The 24,880-nt window shown below is 40.0% G+C and carries 17 protein-coding genes and 1 riboswitch; of the genes, 4 read left to right on the forward strand and 13 right to left on the reverse strand.

Features of this window, described 5'->3' with window-relative positions; translation table 11 throughout:
• Positions 1 to 351: 351 nt before the first annotated feature.
• Positions 352 to 1,695 (forward strand): amino-acid N-acetyltransferase, encoded by a 1,344-nt coding sequence (gene argA / locus RB151_RS17730; protein ID WP_071548571.1) that lies wholly within the window; start codon positions 352 to 354, stop codon positions 1,693 to 1,695.
• 122 nt (positions 1,696 to 1,817) lie between these two features.
• On the opposite strand, the gene RB151_RS17735 is transcribed toward argA, so the two are convergent.
• The 13 genes from RB151_RS17735 to rppH form a co-directional block, all read right to left on the reverse strand.
• Entirely contained in the window at positions 1,818 to 2,387 is a 570-nt protein-coding gene (locus tag RB151_RS17735) for a hypothetical protein (RefSeq protein WP_042845977.1), read from the reverse strand.
• Between the two features lie 64 nt (positions 2,388 to 2,451).
• Positions 2,452 to 4,299: an exodeoxyribonuclease V subunit alpha gene (recD, locus tag RB151_RS17740; protein WP_048606307.1), complete on the reverse strand. Its 1,848-nt coding sequence runs from the start codon at positions 4,297 to 4,299 to the stop codon at positions 2,452 to 2,454.
• Positions 4,283 to 7,912 (reverse strand): exodeoxyribonuclease V subunit beta, encoded by a 3,630-nt coding sequence (gene recB / locus RB151_RS17745; RefSeq protein WP_071548572.1) that lies wholly within the window; start codon positions 7,910 to 7,912, stop codon positions 4,283 to 4,285. Before recB ends, recD begins: the two co-directional genes overlap by 17 nt.
• The gene (gene ptrA, locus RB151_RS17750; RefSeq protein WP_042845981.1) at positions 7,909 to 10,806 is read right to left on the reverse strand and encodes a pitrilysin; all 2,898 of its coding nucleotides are present in this window, start codon (positions 10,804 to 10,806) and stop codon (positions 7,909 to 7,911) included. The genes recB and ptrA overlap by 4 nt, the downstream gene beginning before the upstream one ends.
• A gap of 17 nt (positions 10,807 to 10,823) precedes the next feature.
• Positions 10,824 to 14,198: an exodeoxyribonuclease V subunit gamma gene (recC, locus tag RB151_RS17755; RefSeq protein ID WP_071548573.1), complete on the reverse strand. Its 3,375-nt coding sequence runs from the start codon at positions 14,196 to 14,198 to the stop codon at positions 10,824 to 10,826.
• Positions 14,176 to 14,562, reverse strand: a complete 387-nt coding sequence (locus RB151_RS17760) for a type IV pilus modification PilV family protein (protein ID WP_042845983.1) — start codon at positions 14,560 to 14,562, stop codon at positions 14,176 to 14,178. Before RB151_RS17760 ends, recC begins: the two co-directional genes overlap by 23 nt.
• Positions 14,559 to 15,002: a DUF2509 family protein gene (locus RB151_RS17765; RefSeq protein WP_042845985.1), complete on the reverse strand. Its 444-nt coding sequence runs from the start codon at positions 15,000 to 15,002 to the stop codon at positions 14,559 to 14,561. Before RB151_RS17765 ends, RB151_RS17760 begins: the two co-directional genes overlap by 4 nt.
• Positions 15,002 to 15,619: a prepilin peptidase-dependent protein gene (locus tag RB151_RS17770; RefSeq protein WP_048606299.1), complete on the reverse strand. Its 618-nt coding sequence runs from the start codon at positions 15,617 to 15,619 to the stop codon at positions 15,002 to 15,004. The genes RB151_RS17765 and RB151_RS17770 overlap by 1 nt, the downstream gene beginning before the upstream one ends.
• Positions 15,613 to 16,098 (reverse strand): prepilin-type N-terminal cleavage/methylation domain-containing protein, encoded by a 486-nt coding sequence (locus RB151_RS17775; RefSeq protein WP_225833046.1) that lies wholly within the window; start codon positions 16,096 to 16,098, stop codon positions 15,613 to 15,615. Before RB151_RS17775 ends, RB151_RS17770 begins: the two co-directional genes overlap by 7 nt.
• A gap of 316 nt (positions 16,099 to 16,414) precedes the next feature.
• Positions 16,415 to 17,266 (reverse strand): thymidylate synthase, encoded by an 852-nt coding sequence (locus tag RB151_RS17780; RefSeq protein ID WP_042845989.1) that lies wholly within the window; start codon positions 17,264 to 17,266, stop codon positions 16,415 to 16,417.
• 109 nt (positions 17,267 to 17,375) lie between these two features.
• Positions 17,376 to 18,272 (reverse strand): prolipoprotein diacylglyceryl transferase, encoded by an 897-nt coding sequence (lgt, locus tag RB151_RS17785; RefSeq protein ID WP_042845990.1) that lies wholly within the window; start codon positions 18,270 to 18,272, stop codon positions 17,376 to 17,378.
• 235 nt (positions 18,273 to 18,507) lie between these two features.
• Positions 18,508 to 20,754 carry a phosphoenolpyruvate--protein phosphotransferase gene (ptsP, locus tag RB151_RS17790; RefSeq protein ID WP_042845992.1) on the reverse strand — a complete coding sequence of 749 codons (2,247 nt, stop codon included), beginning with the start codon at positions 20,752 to 20,754 and terminating at the stop codon, positions 18,508 to 18,510.
• Between the two features lie 3 nt (positions 20,755 to 20,757).
• Positions 20,758 to 21,291 (reverse strand): RNA pyrophosphohydrolase, encoded by a 534-nt coding sequence (gene rppH / locus RB151_RS17795; RefSeq protein WP_042845994.1) that lies wholly within the window; start codon positions 21,289 to 21,291, stop codon positions 20,758 to 20,760.
• A 112-nt stretch (positions 21,292 to 21,403) separates the two neighbouring features.
• A riboswitch (TPP riboswitch) is annotated at positions 21,404 to 21,501 on the forward strand.
• A 52-nt stretch (positions 21,502 to 21,553) separates the two neighbouring features.
• On the opposite strand from rppH, the gene thiB reads away from it, so the two are divergent.
• Genes thiB through thiQ form a run of 3 tightly spaced genes read left to right on the forward strand, consistent with a single transcriptional unit; the run spans position 21,554 to position 24,841 of the window.
• The gene (thiB, locus tag RB151_RS17800) at positions 21,554 to 22,558 is read left to right on the forward strand and encodes a thiamine ABC transporter substrate binding subunit (protein ID WP_048606295.1); all 1,005 of its coding nucleotides are present in this window, start codon (positions 21,554 to 21,556) and stop codon (positions 22,556 to 22,558) included.
• Positions 22,534 to 24,138, forward strand: a complete 1,605-nt coding sequence (gene thiP / locus RB151_RS17805) for a thiamine/thiamine pyrophosphate ABC transporter permease ThiP (RefSeq protein ID WP_042845996.1) — start codon at positions 22,534 to 22,536, stop codon at positions 24,136 to 24,138. Before thiB ends, thiP begins: the two co-directional genes overlap by 25 nt.
• A complete protein-coding gene (thiQ, locus tag RB151_RS17810) occupies positions 24,131 to 24,841 on the forward strand; it encodes a thiamine ABC transporter ATP-binding protein ThiQ (protein WP_042845998.1) in 711 nt (236 codons plus the stop codon). The genes thiP and thiQ overlap by 8 nt, the downstream gene beginning before the upstream one ends.
• Positions 24,842 to 24,880: the final 39 nt, after the last annotated feature.

Below are 24,880 nucleotides of genomic sequence, written 5' to 3' on the forward strand. Positions count from 1 at the left end.
GAACCTAGAACTGAGAAATAAAGTGATTTAAGAATAACTGCCAATAGCTTGACCAGAAATAAGCACTCTAACTAATCATTTGTGCTCTGTCATTAAGAATATACAAGACATCTATAGACTTACCACTATAAGCATAACTTAATCATACCTAGAGAAAATGTTTTTGAGTGACTTTCTGTGTCAATTTTAAGCAATTTAATTTCCGTAGAGTATATATAGTTAAATTTAGAGATATGTAAACGTCAAAAATAAAATTGTTACTTTTTTTATACCATCTTTTACTTGATATTCTGCGCCAAAAAGAATAAAAATACATTATTAGCGAATAAAAATTCATTTAAGAGGGTCGTTATGAAAGAGCGCAGTACCGAATTGGTTGATGAGTTTCGCCATTCGGTCCCTTATATAAACGCCCACCGCGGCAAAACTTTTATTATTATGCTTGGTGGTGAAGCAATTGCCCATGAAAATTTCCCTAGTATTGTCAATGATATAGGGTTATTACATAGTTTAGGCATAAGGATTATCGTCGTTTATGGCGCTCGGCCTCAAATCGAAGATATCCTAGCAGAGCATAACTATGACGCTGTTTATCACAAACATACTCGCGTAACTGATGCCAATACACTTGAATATGTCAAACAAGCCTCAGGTGCTTTACAATTAGATATTACAGCTCGGTTATCCATGAGCTTAGGTAACACTCCGTTACAAGGCGCGCATATTAATGTAGTTAGTGGTAATTTTGTTATTGCTCAACCATTAGGTGTCGATGACGGTATTGATTATTGCCATAGTGGTAGGATACGCCGTATTAATGAAGAAGCGATTAATAACCAACTCGATAACGGTTCCATTGTACTCATTGGCCCTGTTGCCGTTTCTGTTACTGGGGAAAGCTTTAATCTCACCTCAGAAGAGATAGCCACCCAACTCGCTGTAAAAATGAAGGCTGAGAAACTTATCGGTTTTTGCTCTTCGCAAGGGGTTGCTGATAAGAACGGTAATATCCTGTCTGAGTTATTCCCAAATGAAGCGGAAAACCTCATTCAACAGCTGGAATCTGAAGGGGATTATTACTCAGGAACTGTACGCTTTTTACGCGGTGCAGCAAAAGCTTGCCGTCGTGGTGTTCGCCGTAGCCACTTATTGAGCTACCAAGAAAATGGGTCTTTAATCCAAGAGCTGTTCTCCCGCGATGGTATTGGTACCCAAATAGTAATGGAAAGTGCAGAGCAAATCCGCCGCGCAAATATTAACGATATTGGGGGCATTTTAGAACTTATTCGCCCACTCGAGCAGCAAGGCATTTTAGTACGGCGTTCACGTGAGCAGCTTGAAATGGAAATCGACAAATTTACCATTATTGAACGTGATAGCTTGGTGATTGCTTGTGCGGCTCTCTACCCATACCCAGAAGAAAAACTTGGAGAAATGGCATGTGTTGCAGTTCACCCTGACTACCGCAGCTCTGCCAGAGGGGAAGAACTACTTAATCGAGTGGCAGCTCAAGCAAAACAATTTGGCTTAGACAAATTGTTTGTATTAACAACACGCAGCATTCATTGGTTCCAAGAACGTGGCTTTACCCCTGCTGAAATTGAAATGCTACCATTGAAGAAACAAGCATTATATAACTACCAGCGGCGTTCTAAGATTTTAATATTAGATTTAAAAACCCAATCAGATAAATAACTATTTCGACACTATTTGAAACCATAGCTGGTTAATTATCCTCTCCCACCCAAATCATATGGATGTATAATTTGGGTGGGCACTTTTACAACTTTAACTCTAGCTAGGAATAAATTACACAGTTAAGCTATTTGTACAACCCTTGCCTTTTGGCATAATGGGATTGTATCTAAATGGGGTTTTAATGCAGCTTCCATTTCAGCAAAAGAAGTGCCGTAAAAGTAAAATGCTGTTTCTGTTGGCCCATCCCAAACACCATGGATACTACCAATATCTTCAACTGCTTCATCAAGTATGTCAAAGACCTCATTGATATCTCCGTTTTCATAAACCTCATCGGCTAATTCTGTTCCATTAAAATAAATTGCCAGCCCTTCATCTGTACCAAAATCAATCCGGACATCTTCACCATGAATAAATAAACGAGAGCCCTTCGGCGCTAACATTGAAGTAAATAGCTGGATAATTAAGCTGATATTTTCGTCACTAGCATCCGCAATAGCGATTTCTATATCGCATTCTTGTGCCTCACCATTATCATCAAGTGACGTACCACCACCAGTAACATGGATATCTTTCCCCATGCTTTTCATGACTTCATCAAATGCATCTTCTAAATCTGCACGCCTAATCGGCTCAAGCCTTGCATTTAATGTTAGGGTTATTGCGGTCATTTCTTGCTGGTTATCCATCTTATTACCTTTAATCTATGGTTATAAATTATTTAAATATAACTGTCACTTAAGTATATCTTAGTCACATTAATTGTATCGCCAAACCACTGCGCCGTTTTGTCGGCGTTTCAATTGCTCGACGTAATACTTTTGGGCTCCCATAAAGGGACAATTCTTTTTTTGCTCGGGTTATTGCGGTATAGACGAGTTCACGTGTAATAACAGGTGAATATACCTGCGGTAACACTAATGCGGTATGAGCAAACTCCGAACCTTGTGATTTATGAACCGTCATCACATAAGCGGTTTCATGCTGTGGTAGACGGTTCGGTTGTATTCCACGAATAGTGCCATCTGGAAATTGAAAGTAAGCTCTCAGGCTATTATTTTCATCAGGTAATATGACACCAATATCCCCATTGAATAAACCTAGTGGACTATCGTTGCGGCTAATCATGATTGGCCGGCCAGCATAGTGTTTATTTAATAAATTATAGGGACGGTTTATTAACCCTTGCCGATGTAATAATTTTTCTAATTTATCATTCAGGCCTACTACCCCAAAAGGGCCTTCCCGTAAAGCGGTTAATAAACGATATTGATTAAACTTTTTTAAAACCTGAGCCGGCGTTTCCTTTGATTTTACAGCCAATAAATAATCTTTATAATTTTCAGAGGCATTTAATAAAATTTGTGCATAATCATCTGCCGTTTCTTGCACATAATTATGCACATCAAAACAGCCTTGCTTTAATAACTTTTGAACACCAAGTACATTTCCCGCATTTACAGCAAAAGCAAGTTTCCCAATTCCTGAATCAGCAGAAAAACGGTAGCTTTTGCGCAATAAACACAAACTATCGCGAATTATCGGACCTGTTGTCGAAGAGTATTGATCGATAGAATAACCCGATATTTCAGAAAGCTGAGCCGCTCGTTCAAGGCTGTAGCCATTATCTGCAAACTGGCAAATATCCCCGAGTACAGCCCCTGCTTCAACAGATGCAAGTTGGTCCTTATCACCAAGAAAAATAAGTTTTGCATTTTCAGGCAGCGACTCAAGTAATTTACCCATCATCGGTAAATCGACCATTGATGCCTCATCAACAATTAAAATGTCTAGCGATAATCGGTTATCTCGGTTATAGCGAAATTTTTGGCTTTCAGGCTGAGCACCAAGTAAACGATGAAGTGTTTTCGCTTGATGTGGTAATAACGCCCTCTCATCATCGGTTAAAGGCATATGTTTCATTGCCTCTCCTAAAGATTCGGTTAACCTTGCAGCCGCTTTACCTGTAGGCGCCGCAAGCTCAATTCTGACCCTATACTCATGCTTAGTTTCCAGTTTAATTAATGCAGCGAGGATACGCGCGACCGTTGTTGTTTTCCCTGTTCCCGGCCCCCCAGAAATTATGGAGACTTTACTCGTCACGGCAACAGCAGCTGCAATTTTCTGCCAATCAATCTCATCTGAGATCGGAAATAAATTATCTAAAACCACCTTGATTTGTTGGTTATTTTTATCATCTATTGGGGTGTTAGAAAAATAATGCGCAACATACTGCTCATATTGCCACATTCGTTGAAAATATAAGTAATCTCCCGACAGAACCAACGGGGACGTTTTATTTTCATTTCCTAACGAAACTGCATTTGCTTGCAGCAAAGTTTGATAAACCGTTTGCTCATCTGGCTGCCCCATTTTGTGCCAAAACTCCGCGGCCAGTTCAGGATGCCGACCTGCAAATAACTTTTCAGGCATGATGTCAGATAACGCTAAGCAAACATGCCCTGCCATCGTTTCCGCACTAAGAATAGCAGTAACCATCAGTAGTATTGGGTTTTCATCCTCTGATAGGCTATAGGCAAATTGCACATCAAGTGGAGTAAAAATACGTTCTTCAATTCCCCGATTAAATAGTGCTTTCATTCAGCACCTCCCCTTGTTGCCTACCTTGAAAAAGGAGATCCAATTCCCCAATAAAAGCTTCTAAAGGCCGATAAAAAAAGACCCCATTATGCGAATTTACCTTATCAATCCCTCTTAGGAATAAGTAATACACACCACCGAAATGCGTTTCGTAATCATAATTAGGTAACCTTTGTTTTAAATAGCGGTGTAGTGCCAAGGAATATAATTGATATTGTAAATCATATCGGTGATCGATCATGGCTTCGGCCATTGCTTCTTGAGTATAAAAGCTGGCATCCTCACCCAGGTAATTTGATTTATAATCAAGAAGATAAAATTTTCCACCCCAAAAAAAAGTCAAATCAATAAACCCTTTTAAAATCCCTTGTACCTTTTCAAAATTCAACGGAGGGCAACGCTGAGATAGCGGGTCATATTGATGGGCAATTTTATCAAAATGATTAGCCGTGAGTTCCGATTCTATAGGGATATAAAATTGCATTTCATCTAACTGATCTTGTGGCTGTAATGCAGATAAACATAAGCCATCATCTGCTAACGGAGCCTGAACAATCGCATTTAACCACTCTTGCAACATAGGTGCCCATTGAATACCAAACCCTGCCGCTTCTAATTTTTCAGTTAACCATTCAACCGAAATTGCTTCAGAGAAATCAATCTCTTCCATCAGAGTATGTAAAAAGGTCCCCGGCAATGCCCCTCTAGGGAATTGATGTGGCGTTAAAAATTCAGCCGAATTTTCACCTTCTTGTTGCTCAAGATCAACGCTGACTTCAGTATCCATATTTGGTGCTAGTGAATTTGCAAATTGTAGAGCGGATACCGCTTGCCCGTCTTCTGAATGGCTAGAACCATAACTTAGCCCCGAATAGCTGGTAACACGCCAGTGGTCATCAAAATAGCGAGTGACTTCCCTTGCCGCTAAGTTTTCATCATGATTTGACTCAAGAGTTAAACGTTCAAATTCAGGTACATCAATGACAGTAACATTAATTACATCGTTACTGAGTTCATCGAGCATCTCATTTAACAGTTGGCTATCTCCTGCCTGCCCTTTTTGTATGACGTATCCAAGCGCAGATAAATGTAAGTCCGTTTCACCACTTTTCTTTCTATTCCCTTTAATCAGCGGCGCAACCCCCACACTACAGTGATAGATAGCCCGAGTTAAGGCTACGTATAATAAACGCAAATCTTCAGCTAATCGCTCTTCATCAGCCAAGGCCACGGTATCTTCACCATCAGACAAGTCTAGCCTTGTACCGAAATCTGTTCTGTCGTGATATAACCCTTTGGACTGAGGTAAAAAATTACTGGCAAAAGGTAACCAAACAATTTTGTATTCAAGACCTTTAGATTTATGAATTGTACTAATTTGAACCAGATGTTTATCACTTTCAAGGCGCATTTGTTGCGCATCTGATTGATGGTCTGGGTGTGCAATCTGCTGCGCTAACCATCGAGTAAGTGTGTGCTCACCTTCAAGTTGTAGTGACATTTCTTGCAACAGTTCACCAATATGCATTACATCCATCAATCGGCGTTCGCCATCAATTCCAGATAATAATGTTTCAGCGATATGCCTCTGAGCCATCACCATGCGAAGCATTGGGAGTACACCACGTTTTTGCCACACTTGTGCATAACGAGCGAATTCATCTACTAATTGTTCCCACGCTTTCTCATCGTGATTAAGGTCATCTATTTGCTTTGCTGATAAACCTAATATCCCTGTGGCTAATGCACTACGCAAAACGCGTTCTTTTTCAGGGGATAATACCGCCTGCAATAACCACAACAGATCCCTAGCTTCGGGGGTGGAAAATACGCTTTCCCTATTGGATTGAAAAACAGAAGCTATATTCAGTTGATTTAAAGCATCGCGAATTAATACGGCCTCTCGCCGGCTACGTACCAAGACGGTAATATCTGAAGCTGCAACAGGAGTACACTTACCTTTATTATCAAAATAAGTATCCCCTCGCAGCCCACCTAGTAAATACTGAGCTATTTGTGCCGCACATTGTGACGCTATTGCTTGCTCATATTCCGCGACAGAAACCCCCTCAGCACCCAATTGCCAAAAAGTGAGAGCGTTAACTTCATCACCATTATGGACCAATTTTTTCCCACTATTTTGTGGGGCAAAGTTAACTGGTTGAAAAGGTATTTGATCAAATATGAACGGAGATTCGCAATGACTAAAGATATGGTTAACGGCCTCAACCATACTTTGAGATGAACGGTAATTAGTCTCTAATGTGTAGTGAGCACTAACTTCTTTTTTGGCTTCAATATAAGTAAAAATATCTGCACCACGAAAGGCATAAATAGCCTGTTTAGGGTCACCGATAAAAAGTAAGGCGCTGTTTTCAACACCTTGGTAAATCCGTTGAAAAATACGGTATTGTTGTGCATCTGTATCTTGAAACTCATCAATCATTGCCACAGGAAAACGCTGGCTAATAGCATGAGCTAAAAATTTCCCACTCTCTTGGCTAAGAGCACTATCTAAACGAGTTAATAGGTCATCAAACCCCATTTCTCCCCGATTGTGTTTTTCTCGAGTAATAGTTTGCCTAACTTCAGAAATCGCGAGTGGAATAATAAGGTCTTTAAGTGTTAATGATTGAGAAAGTAGGTTGTCTATATGTTGAAAAACAATATGTTCTGGCCCAGAACCGCTTTTAGATTTTTCATGCAATGTAGTTTGTGAAAAACGAACGAGATCCTTTGGTAACTGATAATCCTCAGTAGGCTCTTGCGCCCACTGAGCTATTTTTGTCAACCAAGAAGGTAAGAAACGGGAACTATAACTTCGTTTATCAACATCAGAATCTGTAATCAGCTTTTCGAAATCAGCGGAATGTTCTAGCCAAGATGCTTTAACTGAATCAATTAATGAGATTAACCGCTGGTGTCGTTCCTCTAGTGTTTCTATTTGTTGAGGCTGATTAATAATAACTGGAATATCACCTTGCAAAAAAGGTTTTATCTCTGTTAACAATGACTCAGGGCTGTTCCACAATGACTGAATGACTTTCGTCATCGAATAATTTAACGGATAAAAATGACGACGCCAGAAATCTGCACAAGCTTGCTTTTGAATCGGAAATTCGTCTTGAACCATTGTTTGCTCAAATAACACACCTGATTCAAATGCATTATGAACCAACATTCTTTGGCAAAAACCATGAATAGTGTAGATAGCAGCTTCATCCATTTGCCTTTCTGCCGCCAATAGCCATTCTTGGGCAAATTCCCTTTGTAAACCCTCGGGAAGTTCACTTAATAGTTCAAGATATTCTGGCTGTGATTCAAAACCAACGCCATTTCTTAAACACACTAAGCGCATTTCATGTATCCGCTGACGAATACGACCGCGTAGCTCATTCGTTGCTGCTTCAGTAAAGGTTACAACTAAAATTTCCTCAACACTCAAAGGCCTAGAGAAAGCATTCGCCCCCCCTAAACCTAATAAAAGACGCAGATAAAGTATACCTATTGTGTATGTTTTACCGGTTCCTGCCGATGCTTCAATTAAACGCTGCCCTTGCAACGGTAATGAAAAAACATTCAGTAATTGGGACCCTATCTGCGCGTTATTCACTCAGCATCTTCCTTTATTGGTAAACTCTTTTGTAATTCTGAAGCTGTTGGGTACAGCCGCCAATTTTTCAATTTAGCGTACCCTGCTTTTCCATCAACACCATGCCCTATAACCTGAGAGCTAAGTGCTAGCCCTTTGTGTTTGATAACTGCATCTTCATAGTATTTGATTACCTGTTGTTTAGTCGCAGAACCAAGCGTAGCTATTACTTTTTCTCGAGTATCAAAGCTGAAAATATTACGTGAGAAATCGGAAGAATAGCGACCAACCTCCTCATAGAACGTTTGTGGTGGTTGTTTCATTTCAGTAATCATCGATTGTTTATACTGATTAAACTCATCTGTTGGTAATTTTTTCAACCTTTCCAAGGCATTGGTATAAAATTCCTGATAACGAGTATTCAGGTAGTTCGGCGTTTTAGCATTACTTTGCAATAAAAAGCCAATTCCCCACTGATCGCCCAGGCCCGCTTTAAAAGCAAACACGGCATAACCAAGCTGTTCGTTTGTCCTCAGTTGGTCATAAAACCAAGGTTGGATCACCTTCGCGAGAATGCCACCAAAAACAGCGCCATCAATGCGATTATAACCATCTGGAATAAAGATCTCCGCTAATGCATTATCGGAGCTATTCCCTTGTTTATGAAAATCAGCTAAATAGCTTTTATCAATAACAATGATATCCCCACGCCACCAGTTTGTTCCTTCGCTTTTGAGTAGCTGTTGAGCATCTTTAATGGTCTCAATACTTTTTTCTTCCGTGATATTACCGAAAACAAGTGCTTGTAATGCAGCACTCTTAACCAGCATCTCACGATAATCAGTAATTTCTTTAAGCGTAATTTTATCTAATTCAGCAAGACGCTGTTCTTGCTCAAAATATGGTACGCTATTGATGCGCTGCAGGGGCTGCATTGCCAGTTCATAAGCTTTAGCATTGTTAGCAACCGCTATTTGCTCTTTGTACCAAGATTTTGCTTGAGCTAATTCCTGCTCAGTCGGTTCAAAGCTAAGATACAGCTTAGTCATTGACAAAAAGAGTTCAGGTAAGTGTTGCGTATAGCCACTCGCATTTAACTGCAATCCAACGCCCTGAGAAACAGAGACAGACATACCTGCAACAGACGCCTGATATTGCAGTTCATCCATTTTTAATGATGAAATATATTGCAACAAGGCCCCTGTAACTTGTTCTTTAGCATCCTTGTCACCTTGGTTTGAGCGTAATGATAAGGTAATGCTCGCTTTGGGTTCATCTGCAAAATATTGACTTGGCATATATAAAACACGCGTATTCCCATCCTGATAAATAAACTCAGGGTGTTTATAGGCTTTATCTGTTTTTATTAGCGTCAATTTATCCGCAATATATGGGTTTAAAACCGGTAATTTAAAACCCATTTTAGATTCTAAATTAGACCAATGATTAAATTGTTTTTGTGTGATTTTATCAACTTGATAAGGCGCATCAACAAAGTAAGCCTTTTTGTTACTAGGCTCATCCGGGCCAATAAACCAAACTCGTGCATTTTGTGCAGTTAACTCCGATAAGCGTTGTTTAATCGCTTCTGGATCATATTTGTCTGCAATATAGTCTGAATCAAGAACATGTTTAACTGGAACATCAATCATCTGGTCAGAGAGCCATTCAATATAATTCATATCCCTTACAATCGACCCATACTTAAATGACAAATTGAGCACGTTTGCTATTTCGTCAAAGTAATTTTTATTGACCCCCTCTTTCTTGATCAGATCAAGATAGGCAAAAATAGCGGCAATAATTTCGTCTCTGTTCTCTAAGCCTTTATCAGTCAATGTGACATATATGGAAAAAGAACCATAATTTCTATCTGCATTTGGTGAGGCTGATGCACTAATACCCTCAGCAAAGCCTTGTGATATCAACCAGTCCGCTAATGTCCCAGGGCTTCTATTCCCGATCAAGTAACTAATATAGCTATCACTTTTGCTACGAAAGTCTGCCATATTATTTTTGATGCTAAATTCAATTTGTAGCGCTTTTTGTGGTTGTGCGGGGACATAATGAATAATGATGCCCTTTTCTTTATCTGTTACTGCTGGAATATCAAGAACCGGTACGCTCGCATTAAAATTAGGGATACGACCAAATGTGTCTTGGGCAATTTTAGCTAATGATTCAATAGATTGATCACCGTAAAGAACACCATTCATTAAATTTGCAGAATAATAGTGCTTATAAAAGCCCACTAATTCGTCTTGTAATTTACTATTCGCTTTATCTTTTAATGTATCAAGATTCCCCCCAGAAAAGCGTGAATTTGGGTGTTGGGGATTTAATGTTTCCGAGCGCACTTGCCATAGACGCATGCCATCACGAGAACGCGCCATTGTAAGCTCTGCATTGACCGCATTACGTTCTCTATCGGCATTTATAGGGTCTAAAAGTGGTTCTGCTAAAGCATCAGCTAGTCTATCTGTCGCTTCCTGCAATGCCCCATTTTCAACTTCAAAATAATACGCAGTACGGTGAGGTGCAGTACTCGCATTGTGGCTGCCACCATGCTTTTGTAAAAATTCCGAGAAACTACTTGGCTCTGGGTATTTTTTAGACCCCATTAAGACCATGTGCTCTAAATAATGAGCTAGCCCTAACTGGCTATCTGGGTTTTCAATACTACCAACAGGTATCGATACAGCAGCTAGCGATTTCGTTGCTTTGGCATCTGAAACCAACAAGACAGTCATGTCATTGCTTAGTTTTATTGCTTTATATTCCCTAGGATCACTTTCACTCTTATTAATCGTTTCTGGTAGTAATTCCCAGAGTGGTTGCGCTGCTAATGCACTACCACACACCAAGATGGTGAATAATAAGAACAAATGAGCGATTTTTTTGGATAAATGTTGCATCCTATGGTGCTCTCCCGTTATTTCAAGTATTTTGTCATCGGCAATAAGAACCGCTGAGTGTTTAATAAAAGCGATTGGATCATAGCGCTATCAATATTTCTGCATGCTCGCAACACATAATCATCTTCCATCTCACCTTTTTTCATTTGGCTTCCTTGCAAACTTTGAAGCAAAGCCGACAGTGCTTTTTGTTGTGTTTCTTCATTTGAAAAATCATACTGCTTTGTCTTTTTATCAAAACAAGCCGTTATCCAATTCCAACCACTTTGATTTAGAAGGATTAGGGGCGAATCAAAACCCTCACAGTACCCTGTTATTAGGTCTTGTAGATACCCCAAGGCATCCTCTTTGCTAATAGATGAAAATTGCCAAATACTATTATCCCTACCTAGTGATAGGCTGTCCCCTTCACCAATTTGCGAGTTAAATAATAAATGCTCAATCCATAACTGGACCCCATCATTAGCGGTTAAGTAAGCTGGTCGATAGCGTAATAAACCTGTCTCGTGAACATTTTTAAGTACCCCAGTAATTTTTACCCTATTTATTTCAAAATCAATAGGGTAGTCAAAAAGTTGCCTGTCATATTCTTTAACCTTTTCAGCTAATGGTAAAATCTCAGTTAACTGCTGCTCCCAAAAAAGCTGGCCAAATTGCTTAGCCGGTAACTGACCTGAAGCTTTCAAAGCGAAATAAAATGGATCTGGGCTTTCATCTTTGACAAGCAAATCTAAAATTTGATCATTAATTTTATAACGTTGTAACCGACCAAGGGTAAATGGCTCTTCTTCTGGCAACTCTGTTTCTTCAATTGAAAAATGCACTTTTAACCGTTGTTGGAAAAACGCCCGAATTGGGTGACGATAAAATCGTAACAATTGTTCGAGAGAAATATCCGTAATAGGTTCTCGAGTTTCAAGTACAGAGCAAAATGGTTCATCAACTCTATTGGCTGTTTTTGCTGCGAGTAACCACTCACTAGCAAAGCTTTGGTAAGGTGTTTTAGGGAGGAAATTTTCTTTTGCGAATGGTACTCTATTATGTTGAATAACTAACCTTTGATTTAAACGCTTAGCACTTTCATCGATGGTAAGCGACTCATCGCCTACCAAACAAAAACTTTGGCAAATATAATCAAGCAATTCCGTCACTAATACTGATGGATTACAAGGTTGATTATCACGAATAGATAGCCCTATATAACTAATATAGAGTTGTTTAGCTGCTGAGTTCAATGCCTCTAAAAATAGATAACGGTCATCGTCCCTCCGTTTTCTATCCCCTCGGACTGATTTTTCAGCCATTAAATCAAAGCCTAGCGGTGGAATATTTCTAGGATAAGCACCATCATTCATGCCTAATAAGCAAACAACTTTAAATGGGACTGAGCGCATTGGCATCAAAGTACAAAAGTTAACCGAACCTGCTAAAAAACGCTGGCTTATCTTCTCGTCATCAAAACGCACTGAGAGTTCATCACGGATTAAACGAAGTGGAATGAGCTTGTCGTATCCTGATGTTATCGCATTATCAATAATTTGATGCCATTGTTCTGTTAATAACGTTAATACCAACTCAGTTTCGCTATCAACCATAAAACAGCTATCCAGTAATAGCTGACAAAGCTCCTTCCATTCACTCAGTGAACGTTCTTGCTCTAATAAGGTTCGCCATTCCCTTAATGTATTTATTAATAATGCGAGTTTGCCAGCAAGTTGCGCGGCTAACCCACTACATTCATCATATGGTAAAATACCATTCCAAGGACCATTTCGGCTATCCATTGCATAACCAAGCAACATCCTGCTTAAGCCAAATTCCCAAGTATTCTGGCCAATAACAGGGAGAGCAAAAGAGCGTACATTATCATCATCAAGCCCCCAGCGGATCCCCGATTCATTAACCCATCGACGCAATAAACTTAACTCGCCTTCATCGATCCCAAATCGGCGGGAAAAAGAGGAGACTTCAAGCAAAGAAAGCACCTGTTCCGTCGAAAAACGGCTTTGAGGTAAATCGAGTAGCGTAATAAATGCTTGTAAGATTGGGTGAGCTTGTAGTGCTTTTCTATCTGAAATTGAAAATGGAATATAGCGAGAGGATGCCGTATTACCAAAAACAGCCTGAATATAAGGTGCGTAGCTATCGATATCCGCAACCATCACAATAATATCACGCGGAGTTAATGTCGGATCTTGCTCAAAAAGTGCTAATAACCGGTCTTGTAATACTTCAACTTCCCGCTGCGCACTATGGCACGAATGAAATGTTATAGATTCATCCAGCTCACTTATTGGACGTTTGCCTGAACTCGTTTCATAACTTTCTAATGTCGTTCCTAGCTGTGCATGATTTTCCAGATCTAAGATATCTTGCTGTATATTTTCTAATAAATTTGCACGCTTTGTATCTACATACGCAGAAATTTCATTGGCGTTATCAAGTTGGGCAATAAAATATAAATTGTCTCTACCAAGTTTCCCCCACGACGCTAACAATGGGTTAGCAATATTTTGCTCACCATTTTCATTAAATAAGGTCGGGCTATGTTCTTCGGCCTTAAACCGAGAAATTTCATGTTTATCAAGATAATGACGTAGCTTACGCTGTTGTAACTTAGCTAAAAATGATGCACTTTGAATATCCCCCCAATAATAGCGGCAGGGGTTATTAAACATTAAATGAACGTCCGTATGTTCTGCAATAGCATTAAGAGCCTGCAAATACGTAGGTGGAAGTGATGAAATGCCACAAATAAAAATACGTTTTGGTAGCATTTTTCCTAAATCAGGTACTTCTAACAGCTTATTAATGAAGCTTTGGTATAAATTTGCCCTGTGCCAAGGCGGTTGCTTTAATTCGTTTGAATAATCAACAAGGCATTGCCACAAGCGCTTTTGCCATAATTGATTCGAGCTTAACCCTTCAATCTCTTCATTTTGCTGCCATTTTTCAACCCATTGAGGACGATAAACTAAATACTGGTCAAATAAATCAGCAATTCTCCCTGCAAGCTGATGCAGCTTGCGTTTGTCTGTATCTTGCTGAAGATAATGCCTTAAAGGTTCAAACTCTTCTTCATCAATCACGGTTGGCAATATTGTCATCAATTTCCATGTCATTGCTTGTTTCGTATATGCACTTTCTTTAGGAATATCAGGGAGTACCCGCCTAAACATGTCCCAAATAAATGTTGCTGGCAATGGATAATTAATATTTGCAGCAATGCCAAATTGCTTTGCTAACTCGATTTGTAGCCACTGAGACATACCTGGGCTTTGCACCAAAATAATTTCTTGCTCAAAAGGGTGAGGAAGTGGTTCATTTTTCATTAAATGAGCAATTAACTCTTTTAATAAATCTAATTGATTAGAATGATAAACCTGAAACATGATGCTCTCCTATTGAGCAGTACCAGCGGCTTAACGAAAATCGCTGCCTTGAAATTAGTAGTGAAGCCATCGACTCTGTACAATATTTAACAGGGTGCGTAAGAGTTTGCTCTATTTTCCATTCAGGGTAACGTAAAACCTCCCCAATGGAAGAGATTTCCTCAGAATAGGTTTCATCACCGACTGCCCCCTGCTTTTCTAATCGACTATGCAAGACCCTTACCGCCGTTGAATCTTTATACAATTGATTAAAATTCAATACGATATATTGCGTATAGTTTAGCAAAGCTATTAATAAGATAGCAAAAACTGCGGTTGCAATGATTGATTGTATTAATGCAAAGCCTTGCTGTTCTATTTTCACTGGCAAAACCCTTTTTTTGTCACAGGGCAATAGTCTAACCAGCCCTTCGAACGCGGTATAACTTGCTGCTTATTAACATCCAATATAACCCAACGATAAACTTTTATTTCTAAACCAAACTGATAATCACTTTGCCCCGATAAAATAAAATTTGAACCTTTGTAATGTTTTAGGCAAGTTTTCCATTTCCGGTTTGTATTTTGCTGGCAAAACCAAGTTTTATAGTTACGTGAATGGATATCCCACAATAGTGTAGCTCCCCAAGCAAGTGCCGATTCTGCTCGATTAAACCCGCTAAAATACCGAACTTCTTTGCGCCATTCTTCGAAAGCCCGCTCTTGGTAAAAATGCAGTGATTTAATGAGTATCAACCCCATGGTCATTAGCACAACCACCATCACTAAAGCGACACTCCCATTTTGCTGCTTTATTAGCCCCATTATAGATTCCTAAGAAATACAGCAAACTGGTAATTAAATACTTGATTAGGTAACAACCGAGTTTCTACTGCTAAAAACACTTCTAATATTCGCTTGTTTTTCAACAAATTGAACGATAGCCGTTTGACCTTAACAACATTAGGGTCGAACAATGATTGCCAACGAGTTCCATCACAGTTTCTAACATTTCGGTTAGATTCTAATTTCTCACCATTAAAACGATAGCTAAAATAATCAGTCTCTGTCTTTTTTGATTTAATATTTTCCCACTGCCCAGACAGGTCTTGGTCATAAGCAAAAATTATGCACGAGTTATTAATTTTACTCAGGAACTTAGCACTAATTTTTATTGGCTCACCAGTACAATGAGCACTGCTACAGTAACCAATACGCCTGAAGTCTTTTTCCATATTCAGCAAGACCTGCCTAACTTCTCTATCAAGTTGATATTGGAAATAAGCGCGATAAGTTTGCTTAAAAATGGCGGGGATACTATTCATAGCAGCAACACATACAAAGCTACTTATTACTATTGCTATTAACATTTCAATTAATGTAAAACCACCTTGGTTTTTATCTGGTGTTTTATTTCCATCAATGCTAGCCCTGTTTAACATTTGGGTAACCCAACAATATTTTTCTTACTGCAAGCCCTAATCCGCCCTAAGGCCGAAATATAAATAGAAATATCAGTATCTTTATTTCTTAATTCGAAGCTAAACGCGCGGCTTGTACCTTGCTTGCCATATAAATCGACTGAGTGACGACTAGCCCTAATAAGTTCAATTCCTTGATACTTATCTGCTGTTATTTTCCCTATTTCTTGGCGGGTATTCGCATCCTTTACAGATATCCCCCAGCCCTCCTTACCAATCTTGATTGATAACAACTGATGCCTATTTAAGTAAACACCTTCCATCATATGACTATAAATAAACTCAGATAGTTGCCTTGCAGCATCAATTAACCGTTGCTTTTCTAGATGCTGTTTCCACTGATGCATACCAGATAAAGTTGTTAAAGAACAAATAAATAACACTGAGAGGATTTCAATTAAAGTGAACCCATGTTGGGTATGACTTTGCTTCTGTTTCATCGCCTTTTCTTCCATGTTTTATACACAAAGTGGATATTGGCGAAAAAAAACTATATAGCGAGTTAGGTTGATCCATCTTGCGTAGAGCTTCGCAACCTCATATGGAATTCACACAATGTTTAGCCATGTTTGCGAAGCTTTTCGCAAAAAAGTAGTCATGTAGAAATAAACACAAGAAAAAATTTTGATAGCCAGACAAGATTGGATTCAACGAAAGGATAGAAACAACCAAAGGAGGGAAATGTGGTATGCACGAATAAAAACACTAAGGTGACTTTTACTTTCAGGCCACCTTAGCTATCAAACAATTTATTTATTACACAGTGAAAGGGTATTTAATTGCTTCATGGCATTGGTACCCTTCCAAAGTAAAATCATTTGTGGTTACCCAAGTTTCAATATCATCCAATGACTTAATTTGAGGGTTAATAACCAATGAAGGAGACGCAAAAGGTTCACGTTTTAGCTGAACATCTCGCATTAAAGGCAACTGATTTTCGTAAATATGTGCGTTTACAATTTTATGGTAAGCCTTACCTGCTTTATGACCAGTAATACGAGCCATTAATGCAAGTAAAACAAAGCATTGAACTTGATTAAAATTAAGACCAAGCGGAACATCACAACTACGTTGATAGGATGTCAAATAAAGGGTGTCACCTAACAGTGAAAACGTATGAGTGTGCATACAAGGACGCAGGCAACCCATTTCAAATTCGCCGGGGTTATAAAAAGTGATGATTTCCGCGCGGTCATCAATGCCATTTTTTAAATTATTAACGACTTTTTTCAGTTGGTCTAAATACGTACCATCGGGACGTTGCCATGAGCGACCTTGAACACCATATACTCGCCCCATGTCATCTTCCCCTTTACGATGGGGGTTATTTAACCATGCTTGGTTTTCATTGGCATTAGCATTCCAAGTATTGCAACCAATTTCGCGGAATTGAGCTGCATTATCATAACCGCGTAGATACCCAAGGAGCTCAGCAATTGCAGCCTTATAAAAGCTTTTACGAGTCGTAATCAAAGGAAACTGGTTATTGCCAACATCGTATTCAAGGTCAGCATTGATAACCGTTAAGCAGCGAACACCTGTCCGCTCGTTTTCAACCCACTGTCCTTTATCAATAATACGTTGGCATAACTCAAGATACGGCTTCATAGTCACTCTCTTATTCAAAATAACTTAAGTGGCTAGCTAGCACCCTACCCTTTTCCTTTAATAAAAGAGTCGTTTTAAGGTGTACAGCTAGCCCTTACAATCGGGTTAATTAACTGTTTTTAGGCTCTTTTAATGGCTTGTGTGCTGGGATGTTTTTACCATATTTATAAGCCCATACAATCATCAAAATACCAACAATAATCATTGGGACTGATAGAATTTGCCCCATACTGATCCCACTAAATAACCCTAATTGGGCATCTGGTTGCCTAAAGAACTCAACTATGATCCTAAATGCACCATAACCAATTAAAAATAGCCCGGAAACACTCCCCATTGGGCGAGGTTTACGAACAAATAAATTAAGAATAAGGAATAGGACAATACCTTCTAAGAACATCTCATAGAGCTGAGACGGGTGCCTTGGTAGCACACCATACTGTTCAAGAATAGGTAATAATGACGGGTCTTGGGCTGCAAGTTGAATATCTTCACTGCGCGAATGAGGGAATAAAAATGCCCATGGCGTATCCAGTGTCACTCGTCCCCATAGCTCCCCATTAATAAAGTTACCTATACGGCCCATACCTAAACCAAATGGGATCAATGGAGCAACAAAGTCTGAAACTTGTAAAAAACGGCGGCGTGTACGGTGGGCAAACCACATCATGGCGCATATTACACCAATTAAACCGCCATGGAATGACATCCCGCCATCCCAAACTTTAAACAGATAAAGGGGATCATCAAGAAAAACAGGAAGATTATAAAAGAAAACGTAACCAAGTCGGCCACCGACGAATACACCTACGAACCCAACATAGAGTAAATTTTCAACCTCATTTTTTGTCCATCCACTATTAGGCTTTGCAGCACGTCGCCCAGCCAACCATAGTGCAAAAACAAAACCCACAAGGTACATAAAACCATACCAGTGCAGCGATACTGGCCCAATTGAGAACATAACAGGATCAATTTCCGGAAATGCTAAGTAGCTGTTACTCATCGTTCCCCACTTTTAATAATTAAGCCAATCAGTCATCGGCTATAAAATATTCAATAGACTTCAATTTATTCGAAGCACACGAAAGCATACAATAAAAAGTATAGTAATTTATACTCAAAATTATTTGCTCCCACCTAATTTAAACACTTAATTAAAATAGCGCTCCCTTGGCTTCATAAGCGCCAATAGCAGAGAGGCACTCATCATTGACGTTAGTCCAGACATGATGACTGAATTAAATTCCACCACGTACAAAGCCACCTAAACGATGTTTCTCCATAAACTCACTTGCCTCCTGTCTGATGCTATCACAGGTTTCTGCGGCCAATAGTTTTGGCACTAGCTCAGACATCAAGGCTGGGTCTAGCTGACGGATTAAGTATTTCATACGAGGAACGCTACGCCCGCTCATACTTAAAGAACGATACCCCAGCGCAATCAATATCATGGCACTAAGTGGCTGCCCCGCCATTTCACCGCAAACACTTACAGGCAGCTGAATACGTTGACATTCTTCACTCACTTTCGCTAAAAAACGCACGACCGCGGGATGAAGATTATCATATAGTGCCGCCACATGTGTGTTGTTGCGGTCAACAGCAAGTAAATATTGTGTAAAGTCATTGGTACCAATCGAAATAAAATCAACCCGCTTTTTTATTTCTGGTAGTAAAAATAATAGGGAGGGAACTTCCAGCATTACCCCTATTTGCGGCATATTGATAGGTGTTCCTAGCAACAGGCTCACTTCTTCTTTTGCTCTTTTGATCAAGACAATAGCTTCATCAATTTCATTTATACTGGTTACCATCGGCAATAAAATACGCAAATTGCCTGAAAGCGCGTTAGCTCGCAGCATCGCCCTTAATTGGATCAAAAATATTTCTGGCTGGTCTAGCATGATCCGGATCCCTCGCCAACCTAAGCTCGGGTTCTCTTCACTAATTGGCATATAAGGTAACTGTTTATCTGCACCAATATCCAAAGTTCTTAGTACCACAGGCTTTGAGGGAAACAGTTGTAGTACTTCCTTATACAGCTGTTTTTGTTCATCTTCTGAAGGAAACCCATTATGTAGCATAAAAGGAAGTTCAGTACGATATAAGCCAATACCATCAACACCAGTATTAATTTGTTGCTCATAACGGGGGCTTAAACCTGCATTGAGATAAATACAGACCTGTTCACCATCTTTCAGTATTGCATCTTGCTCAAGGGTGCCTTCCGCCAATCGGCTAATAACATTTTCTTCCTCAATGATTTGCTGATATTCCTGAATAATCAGGTTTTCCGGCTCAATGAAGACTTCACCACGATAACCATCTAAAATTAAATGGCGATTGTGCAATAACGAAGGCTCAATATCTGCCCCCATAATCGCAGGTATCCCCATTGCGCGGATCAAAATAGCAGAGTGTGAGTGTGTTGCCCCATCACGCACTATTACACCCATTAGTTGCTCAATCGGTAATTCAGCAAGTACGCTAGCACTGAGTTCATCCGCAACTAAAATAAAACGTTCTGGCCACTGTTCGTTCAGTGTTAATGAGTCATCAAGGTGGAATAATAAACGCTGGCCTAACGCTTTCAGGTCTGCGCCTCGCTCTCTTAAGTACAGATCACGTAAGCGAGAAAATTGCTCGACATAATTTTCAATGACTGTTTTTACGGCCCATTCTGCGGTTGCTTTATCTTCAATAGCTGCAAAGAGATGTTTTTTAAGTTGAGGATCACTTAACAAGTGATTATAAAGATCAAATATTGCAGCGCTTTCTTTTGCAGAGCTAGCCATAAAACGTTTACTAATACGACGGCATTCCGCAGTTGCACTTTCTAAGGCAGTAATAAGGCGCTGTTTTTCCCCTTCAATATCAATAGCACTAGCTTGACTGATACTTTCAAAAGATGGCTGAGAGTTATCTTGCCAACCATAAGCCATTGAAATCCCCTGTGAGACGGGTATGGCTTTAATTCTATTTTGTCGATATTGCCCAAAAACACCTTTTGTTTGAGCTTGCGATAGGATCACCGCGAGTTGCATCGACAACGTCACCATGAAAGATTCTTCAGTTTCGTTAAATAGCCTTTTCTCTCTCTGTTGCACGACAAGAACGCCTAATAGCTGACGCCGATAGACCACAGGTACACCTAAAAAAGCTTTGAGCTGTTCTTCTTTGAGTTGAGGAAGGAATTTATATTGGGGGTGCTCACGGATATCAGCCAAATTGAGCATTTCAGATTGACGCCCGACAGCGCCAACCACGCCTTCATCAAAACCAAGGCGTATAGCAATCCCGCTAGGTTTTTTTAACCCGCGGGTTGCCATTAAGTAATAACATTGGCGAGGGTGATCAGCTAAGTAAATTGAACAAACATCCGTCCGCATCGCTTTGCAAGTTTCATTCACCAATATTTCTAGTGCATCTGCCAAACTAGTTGCCATAGCAACTTTTTCGACAATGTCACGTAAACGCATCAACATCGGCTACTTTGCCCCACGCCTACGATTATTAAAAACAGGCCGTTGCGGTAATTTTTGTTCCTGTAGAGGCATAACAACTGGCGCAAACTCTTTCATCACACGGCGATAAACTTCCCGCTTGAAAGAAACTACCTGCCTGACAGGATACCAATAACTGACCCATCGCCAGCCATCAAATTCTGGCGATTTACTGCGCTGCACGTTTATATCTGCATCATTGCATTGAAGTTGAAGTAAAAACCAACGCTGTTTCTGCCCGATACAAACAGGTTTTGTATCCCAACGCACCAAACGCTTGGGTAATTTGTAACGTAACCAATTACGGGTAGATGCCAATAACCTGACATCTTTACGCTGTAGCCCGACTTCTTCGTATAACTCACGATACATCGCCTGTTCTGGCGATTCCCCTGGATTGATGCCTCCTTGAGGAAACTGCCAGGAATGCTGACCATAGCGGCGGGCCCATAGAACTTGCCCTTGCCGATTACAAATTACAATTCCTACATTCGGGCGGTAGCCATCATCATCAATCACAGACTACCTCAATAACCAAATTTGAAAGATGCCTAATTGTTTCACACATACCCAAACTGGTAAACCTATATCAATACAGTTTGCAGATATGTCTGAAGTCTCTACAATAGTGAACGTCTCAACGGGGTGCCAAATATGTTTAGGCTGAGAAATAACCCGTAGAACCTGATCCGGTTAATACCGGCGTAGGGATTTGAGCTACCGATATGCATCGGTTTCCCCTCAAATCCTGTGTCACTATCTTTTTAGCGCAGGAAAAAGCATGTTAAAAAACAAAATTATAGCATCAGTTTTTACGCTTAGTGCACTTAGTTTTAGCCAACTCGCTTGGGCCGAAAAACCTACACTCACTGTCTATACCTATGATTCCTTTGCTGCGCAGTGGGGGCCGGGCCCACAGATTAAGAAGAATTTTGAAGCACAGTGTGACTGTGATTTAAAAATAGTCGCATTGGGTGATGGTGTTGCTTTACTCAATCGCCTAAGAATGGAAGGCAAAAAAAGTAAAGCTGACGTCATTTTAGGCTTAGATAACAACTTGTTAGATTCTGCGGAAAAAACAGGTTTATTCGCACCCGCTGACATCAATACCAACGCCTTAAAACTGCCTATTGAATGGGATAGCTCAACCTTTATTCCTTATGATTATGGCTATTTCGCATTCATATACGACACAAATAAAATAAAACAACCACCAACCAGTATGGATGATCTGCTAACTAGCGATAATAATTGGAAAATTATTTACCAAGACCCACGAACCAGTACGCCAGGGCTTGGGTTAATGCTATGGATAGAAAAATTATATGGTGATAAATCTGCCGATGCATGGCAAAAAATGGCGGCTAAAACGTTAACGGTCACTAAAGGCTGGAGTGAAGCTTACGGTTTGTTTTTAAAAGGGGAAGGTGACTTTGTCCTAAGTTATACTTCATCTCCCGGTTATCAAATGCTAAATGATAAAAAAGACAATTATGCAGCGGCATTATTTAGCGAAGGCCACTATATGCAAGTTGAGGTGGCAGCAAGGCTTAAAAACAGCCCTCAACCTGAACTAGCTAAGCAATTCTTACAGTTTATTTTAACACCTGAATTCCAAGATACATTACCAACCACAAACTGGATGTATCCGGTTATTGATACCCCATTACCTGAAGTGTATAACCAATTACCACTCCCTAATAAGGCGCTGCAATTTAGTTCGCAAGAAGTTGCCAAACAACGTCAGACATGGACTCGTTTATGGCAAGCCGCCGTCAGTCGTTAATGAATCGGTCCTTACTGCCGGGGGTACTCGCCTCCGGCTTATTAATCACTGTTGCACTTCTTAGTCTTGGTGCACTTTGGTTTTTCGCGCCTGAAGTATCGATTAATGAAATTATTAGCGATAGCTATTTATGGCATGTGATTGGCTTCACCTTCTGGCAGGCTTTTTTATCTGCCGTTCTTTCGGTAACCCCTGCTATTTTTTTGGCTAGAGCCCTTTATCGCCGCCGCTTTGTAGGAAGAACTTTATTCCTACGTTTGTGTGCGATGACTTTAGTATTACCAGTTTTAGTTGCAGTATTTGGTATTTTATCGGTCTATGGGCAAACTGGTTGGTTAGGAAAATTAGCCCAATTATTCGGTATCAACTACCAATTCTCCCCTTATGGCTTAAAAGGCATCCTGTTGGCTCACATATTCTTTAATATGCCCCTAGCTACTCGTATGCTATTACAATCATTAGAAAATATAGCTATTGAGCAGCGGCAAATTGCTGCACAACTTAGGTTTAATGAATGGCAGCAATTTACGATTTTAGAATGGCCTTATTTGCGTCGGCAAATTCTGCCTACTGCAGCCTTAATTTTTATGTTGTGCTTTGCCAGTTTTGCTACAGTTCTTGCCCTCGGCGGTGGCCCCGCTGCCACAACCATTGAACTCGCGATTTACCAAGCACTCAACTACGATTTTGACTTAGGAAGAGCCGCTATTTTAGCGCTTATCCAGCTTTTTTTCTGTGTCGGCCTGATGTTTATTTGCCAAAAAATTAATGGTTTATTTTCAGTTGGTTTTAGTCAACAAGCTCAATGGGTTGACCCAACAGATAATTGGTTTCGCCGTATTCGTGATGCATTGTTTATCATTGCGGCCATGTTATTGCTACTCCCCCCGCTTTTAGCCGTTATTTTAGATGGCTTAAATGGGCAACTTTGGTCTGTTTTACAACAATCAGCGCTTTGGCAAGCCACCAGCACTTCCTTATTCATCGCACTATGTGCCGGCTTTGTTTGCGTTATATTGACCTTAATGCTGCTATGGAGCAGCCGTGAATTGCGTTTACGTCAAGCCTTACGCCTTGGTCAAGCTATCGAACTGAGTGGGCTAATTATTCTGGCTATGCCAGGGATCGTATTAGCAACAGGCTTCTTCATTTTTTTCAATGAAACGATTGGGTTACCAGAAACACCCTACCCTTTAGTTATTATGACAAATGCCTTACTCGCTATTCCTTACGCATTAAAGGTTCTCGAAAACCCTATGCGGGATATGGCAGAACGTTATAATCCTTTATGCCAGTCATTGGGTATTTCAGGCATCAACCGCTTTAAAATCATTGAATTAAAAGCATTACGCAAACCTATTGCACAAGCTCTCGCATTCGCTTGTGTTATTTCCATCGGTGATTTCGGTGTTGTCGCCTTATTTGGTAATGAAAACTTCCTTACCCTGCCTTATTACCTGTATCAACAAATTGGTGCTTATCGAACAAATGATGGTGCAGTCACTGCGATGTTACTATTACTGCTCTGTTTTTGCTTATTTAGCTTGCTAGAACGCATTTCAGGAAAACATTATGATTAAACTGACCCAACTGAACTACCAATACGATAACCTAACTATGTTATTTGATTTTTCAGTAAAATCAGGGGAATGCGTCGCTATTATGGGGCCCAGTGGTGCAGGGAAAAGTACGTTATTAAGTTTAATCAGTGGGTTTCAATTTGCTAAAACTGGGGCAATTGAATTAAATGGCGAAAACCATACCTTTACCCCCCCTGCAAAACGCCCTGTTTCCATGTTATTTCAAGAAAATAATTTATTTGCACATTTAACCGTTAGGCAAAATATTGGTTTGGGGCTACACCCTAGCTTGCGGCTTACTCAAGCACAAATGCAACAAGTAGAGCTGATGGCTGATCATGTTAGCCTGCGCGATTGTTTAGATAGATTACCAGCACAGCTTTCCGGAGGGCAGCGTCAGCGTGCTGCCCTTGCCCGTTGCCTTATCCGTAATCAACCAATCTTACTGCTTGATGAGCCCTTTTCTGCTTTAGACCCTGCCCTACGCAGTGAAATGCTCTTGTTACTTAAATCAGTTTGTGAAGAAAAATCAATCACCTTATTAATGGTTTCACATAATATTGATGATGCGCTACAAATAGCACCACGCTCATTGGTCATTGCTGATGGTGTGATTGCCTACGATGGTACGACTCAACAGTTATTGCAGGGTAAAAGTCCTGCCTCAACCTTACTTAACATCTCGACACGAACTCACAATTAATACTGTATAAATTCACACTATTCGCGTATATTTATAGGA

It is taken from the genome of Providencia rettgeri (assembly GCF_001874625.1).
GTDB lineage: Bacteria > Pseudomonadota > Gammaproteobacteria > Enterobacterales > Enterobacteriaceae > Providencia > Providencia huashanensis.

Excerpts from the sequence above, each read along its gene's own strand:
- argA (WP_071548571.1), top strand. The coding sequence starts at position 352 with ATGAAAGAGCGCAGTACCGAATTGGTTGATGAGTTTCGCCATTCGGTC.
- RB151_RS17735 (WP_042845977.1), bottom strand. The coding sequence starts at position 2,387 with ATGGATAACCAGCAAGAAATGACCGCAATAACCCTAACATTAAATGCA.
- recD (WP_048606307.1), bottom strand. The coding sequence starts at position 4,299 with ATGAAAGCACTATTTAATCGGGGAATTGAAGAACGTATTTTTACTCCA.
- ptrA (WP_042845981.1), bottom strand. The coding sequence starts at position 10,806 with ATGCAACATTTATCCAAAAAAATCGCTCATTTGTTCTTATTATTCACC.
- recC (WP_071548573.1), bottom strand. The coding sequence starts at position 14,198 with ATGTTTCAGGTTTATCATTCTAATCAATTAGATTTATTAAAAGAGTTA.
- RB151_RS17765 (WP_042845985.1), bottom strand. The coding sequence starts at position 15,002 with ATGGGGCTAATAAAGCAGCAAAATGGGAGTGTCGCTTTAGTGATGGTG.
- RB151_RS17770 (WP_048606299.1), bottom strand. The coding sequence starts at position 15,619 with ATGTTAAACAGGGCTAGCATTGATGGAAATAAAACACCAGATAAAAAC.
- RB151_RS17775 (WP_225833046.1), bottom strand. The coding sequence starts at position 16,098 with ATGAAACAGAAGCAAAGTCATACCCAACATGGGTTCACTTTAATTGAA.
- RB151_RS17780 (WP_042845989.1), bottom strand. The coding sequence starts at position 17,266 with ATGAAGCCGTATCTTGAGTTATGCCAACGTATTATTGATAAAGGACAG.
- lgt (WP_042845990.1), bottom strand. The coding sequence starts at position 18,272 with ATGAGTAACAGCTACTTAGCATTTCCGGAAATTGATCCTGTTATGTTC.
- ptsP (WP_042845992.1), bottom strand. The coding sequence starts at position 20,754 with ATGTTGATGCGTTTACGTGACATTGTCGAAAAAGTTGCTATGGCAACT.
- thiB (WP_048606295.1), top strand. The coding sequence starts at position 21,554 with ATGTTAAAAAACAAAATTATAGCATCAGTTTTTACGCTTAGTGCACTT.
- thiP (WP_042845996.1), top strand. The coding sequence starts at position 22,534 with ATGGCAAGCCGCCGTCAGTCGTTAATGAATCGGTCCTTACTGCCGGGG.
- thiQ (WP_042845998.1), top strand. The coding sequence starts at position 24,131 with ATGATTAAACTGACCCAACTGAACTACCAATACGATAACCTAACTATG.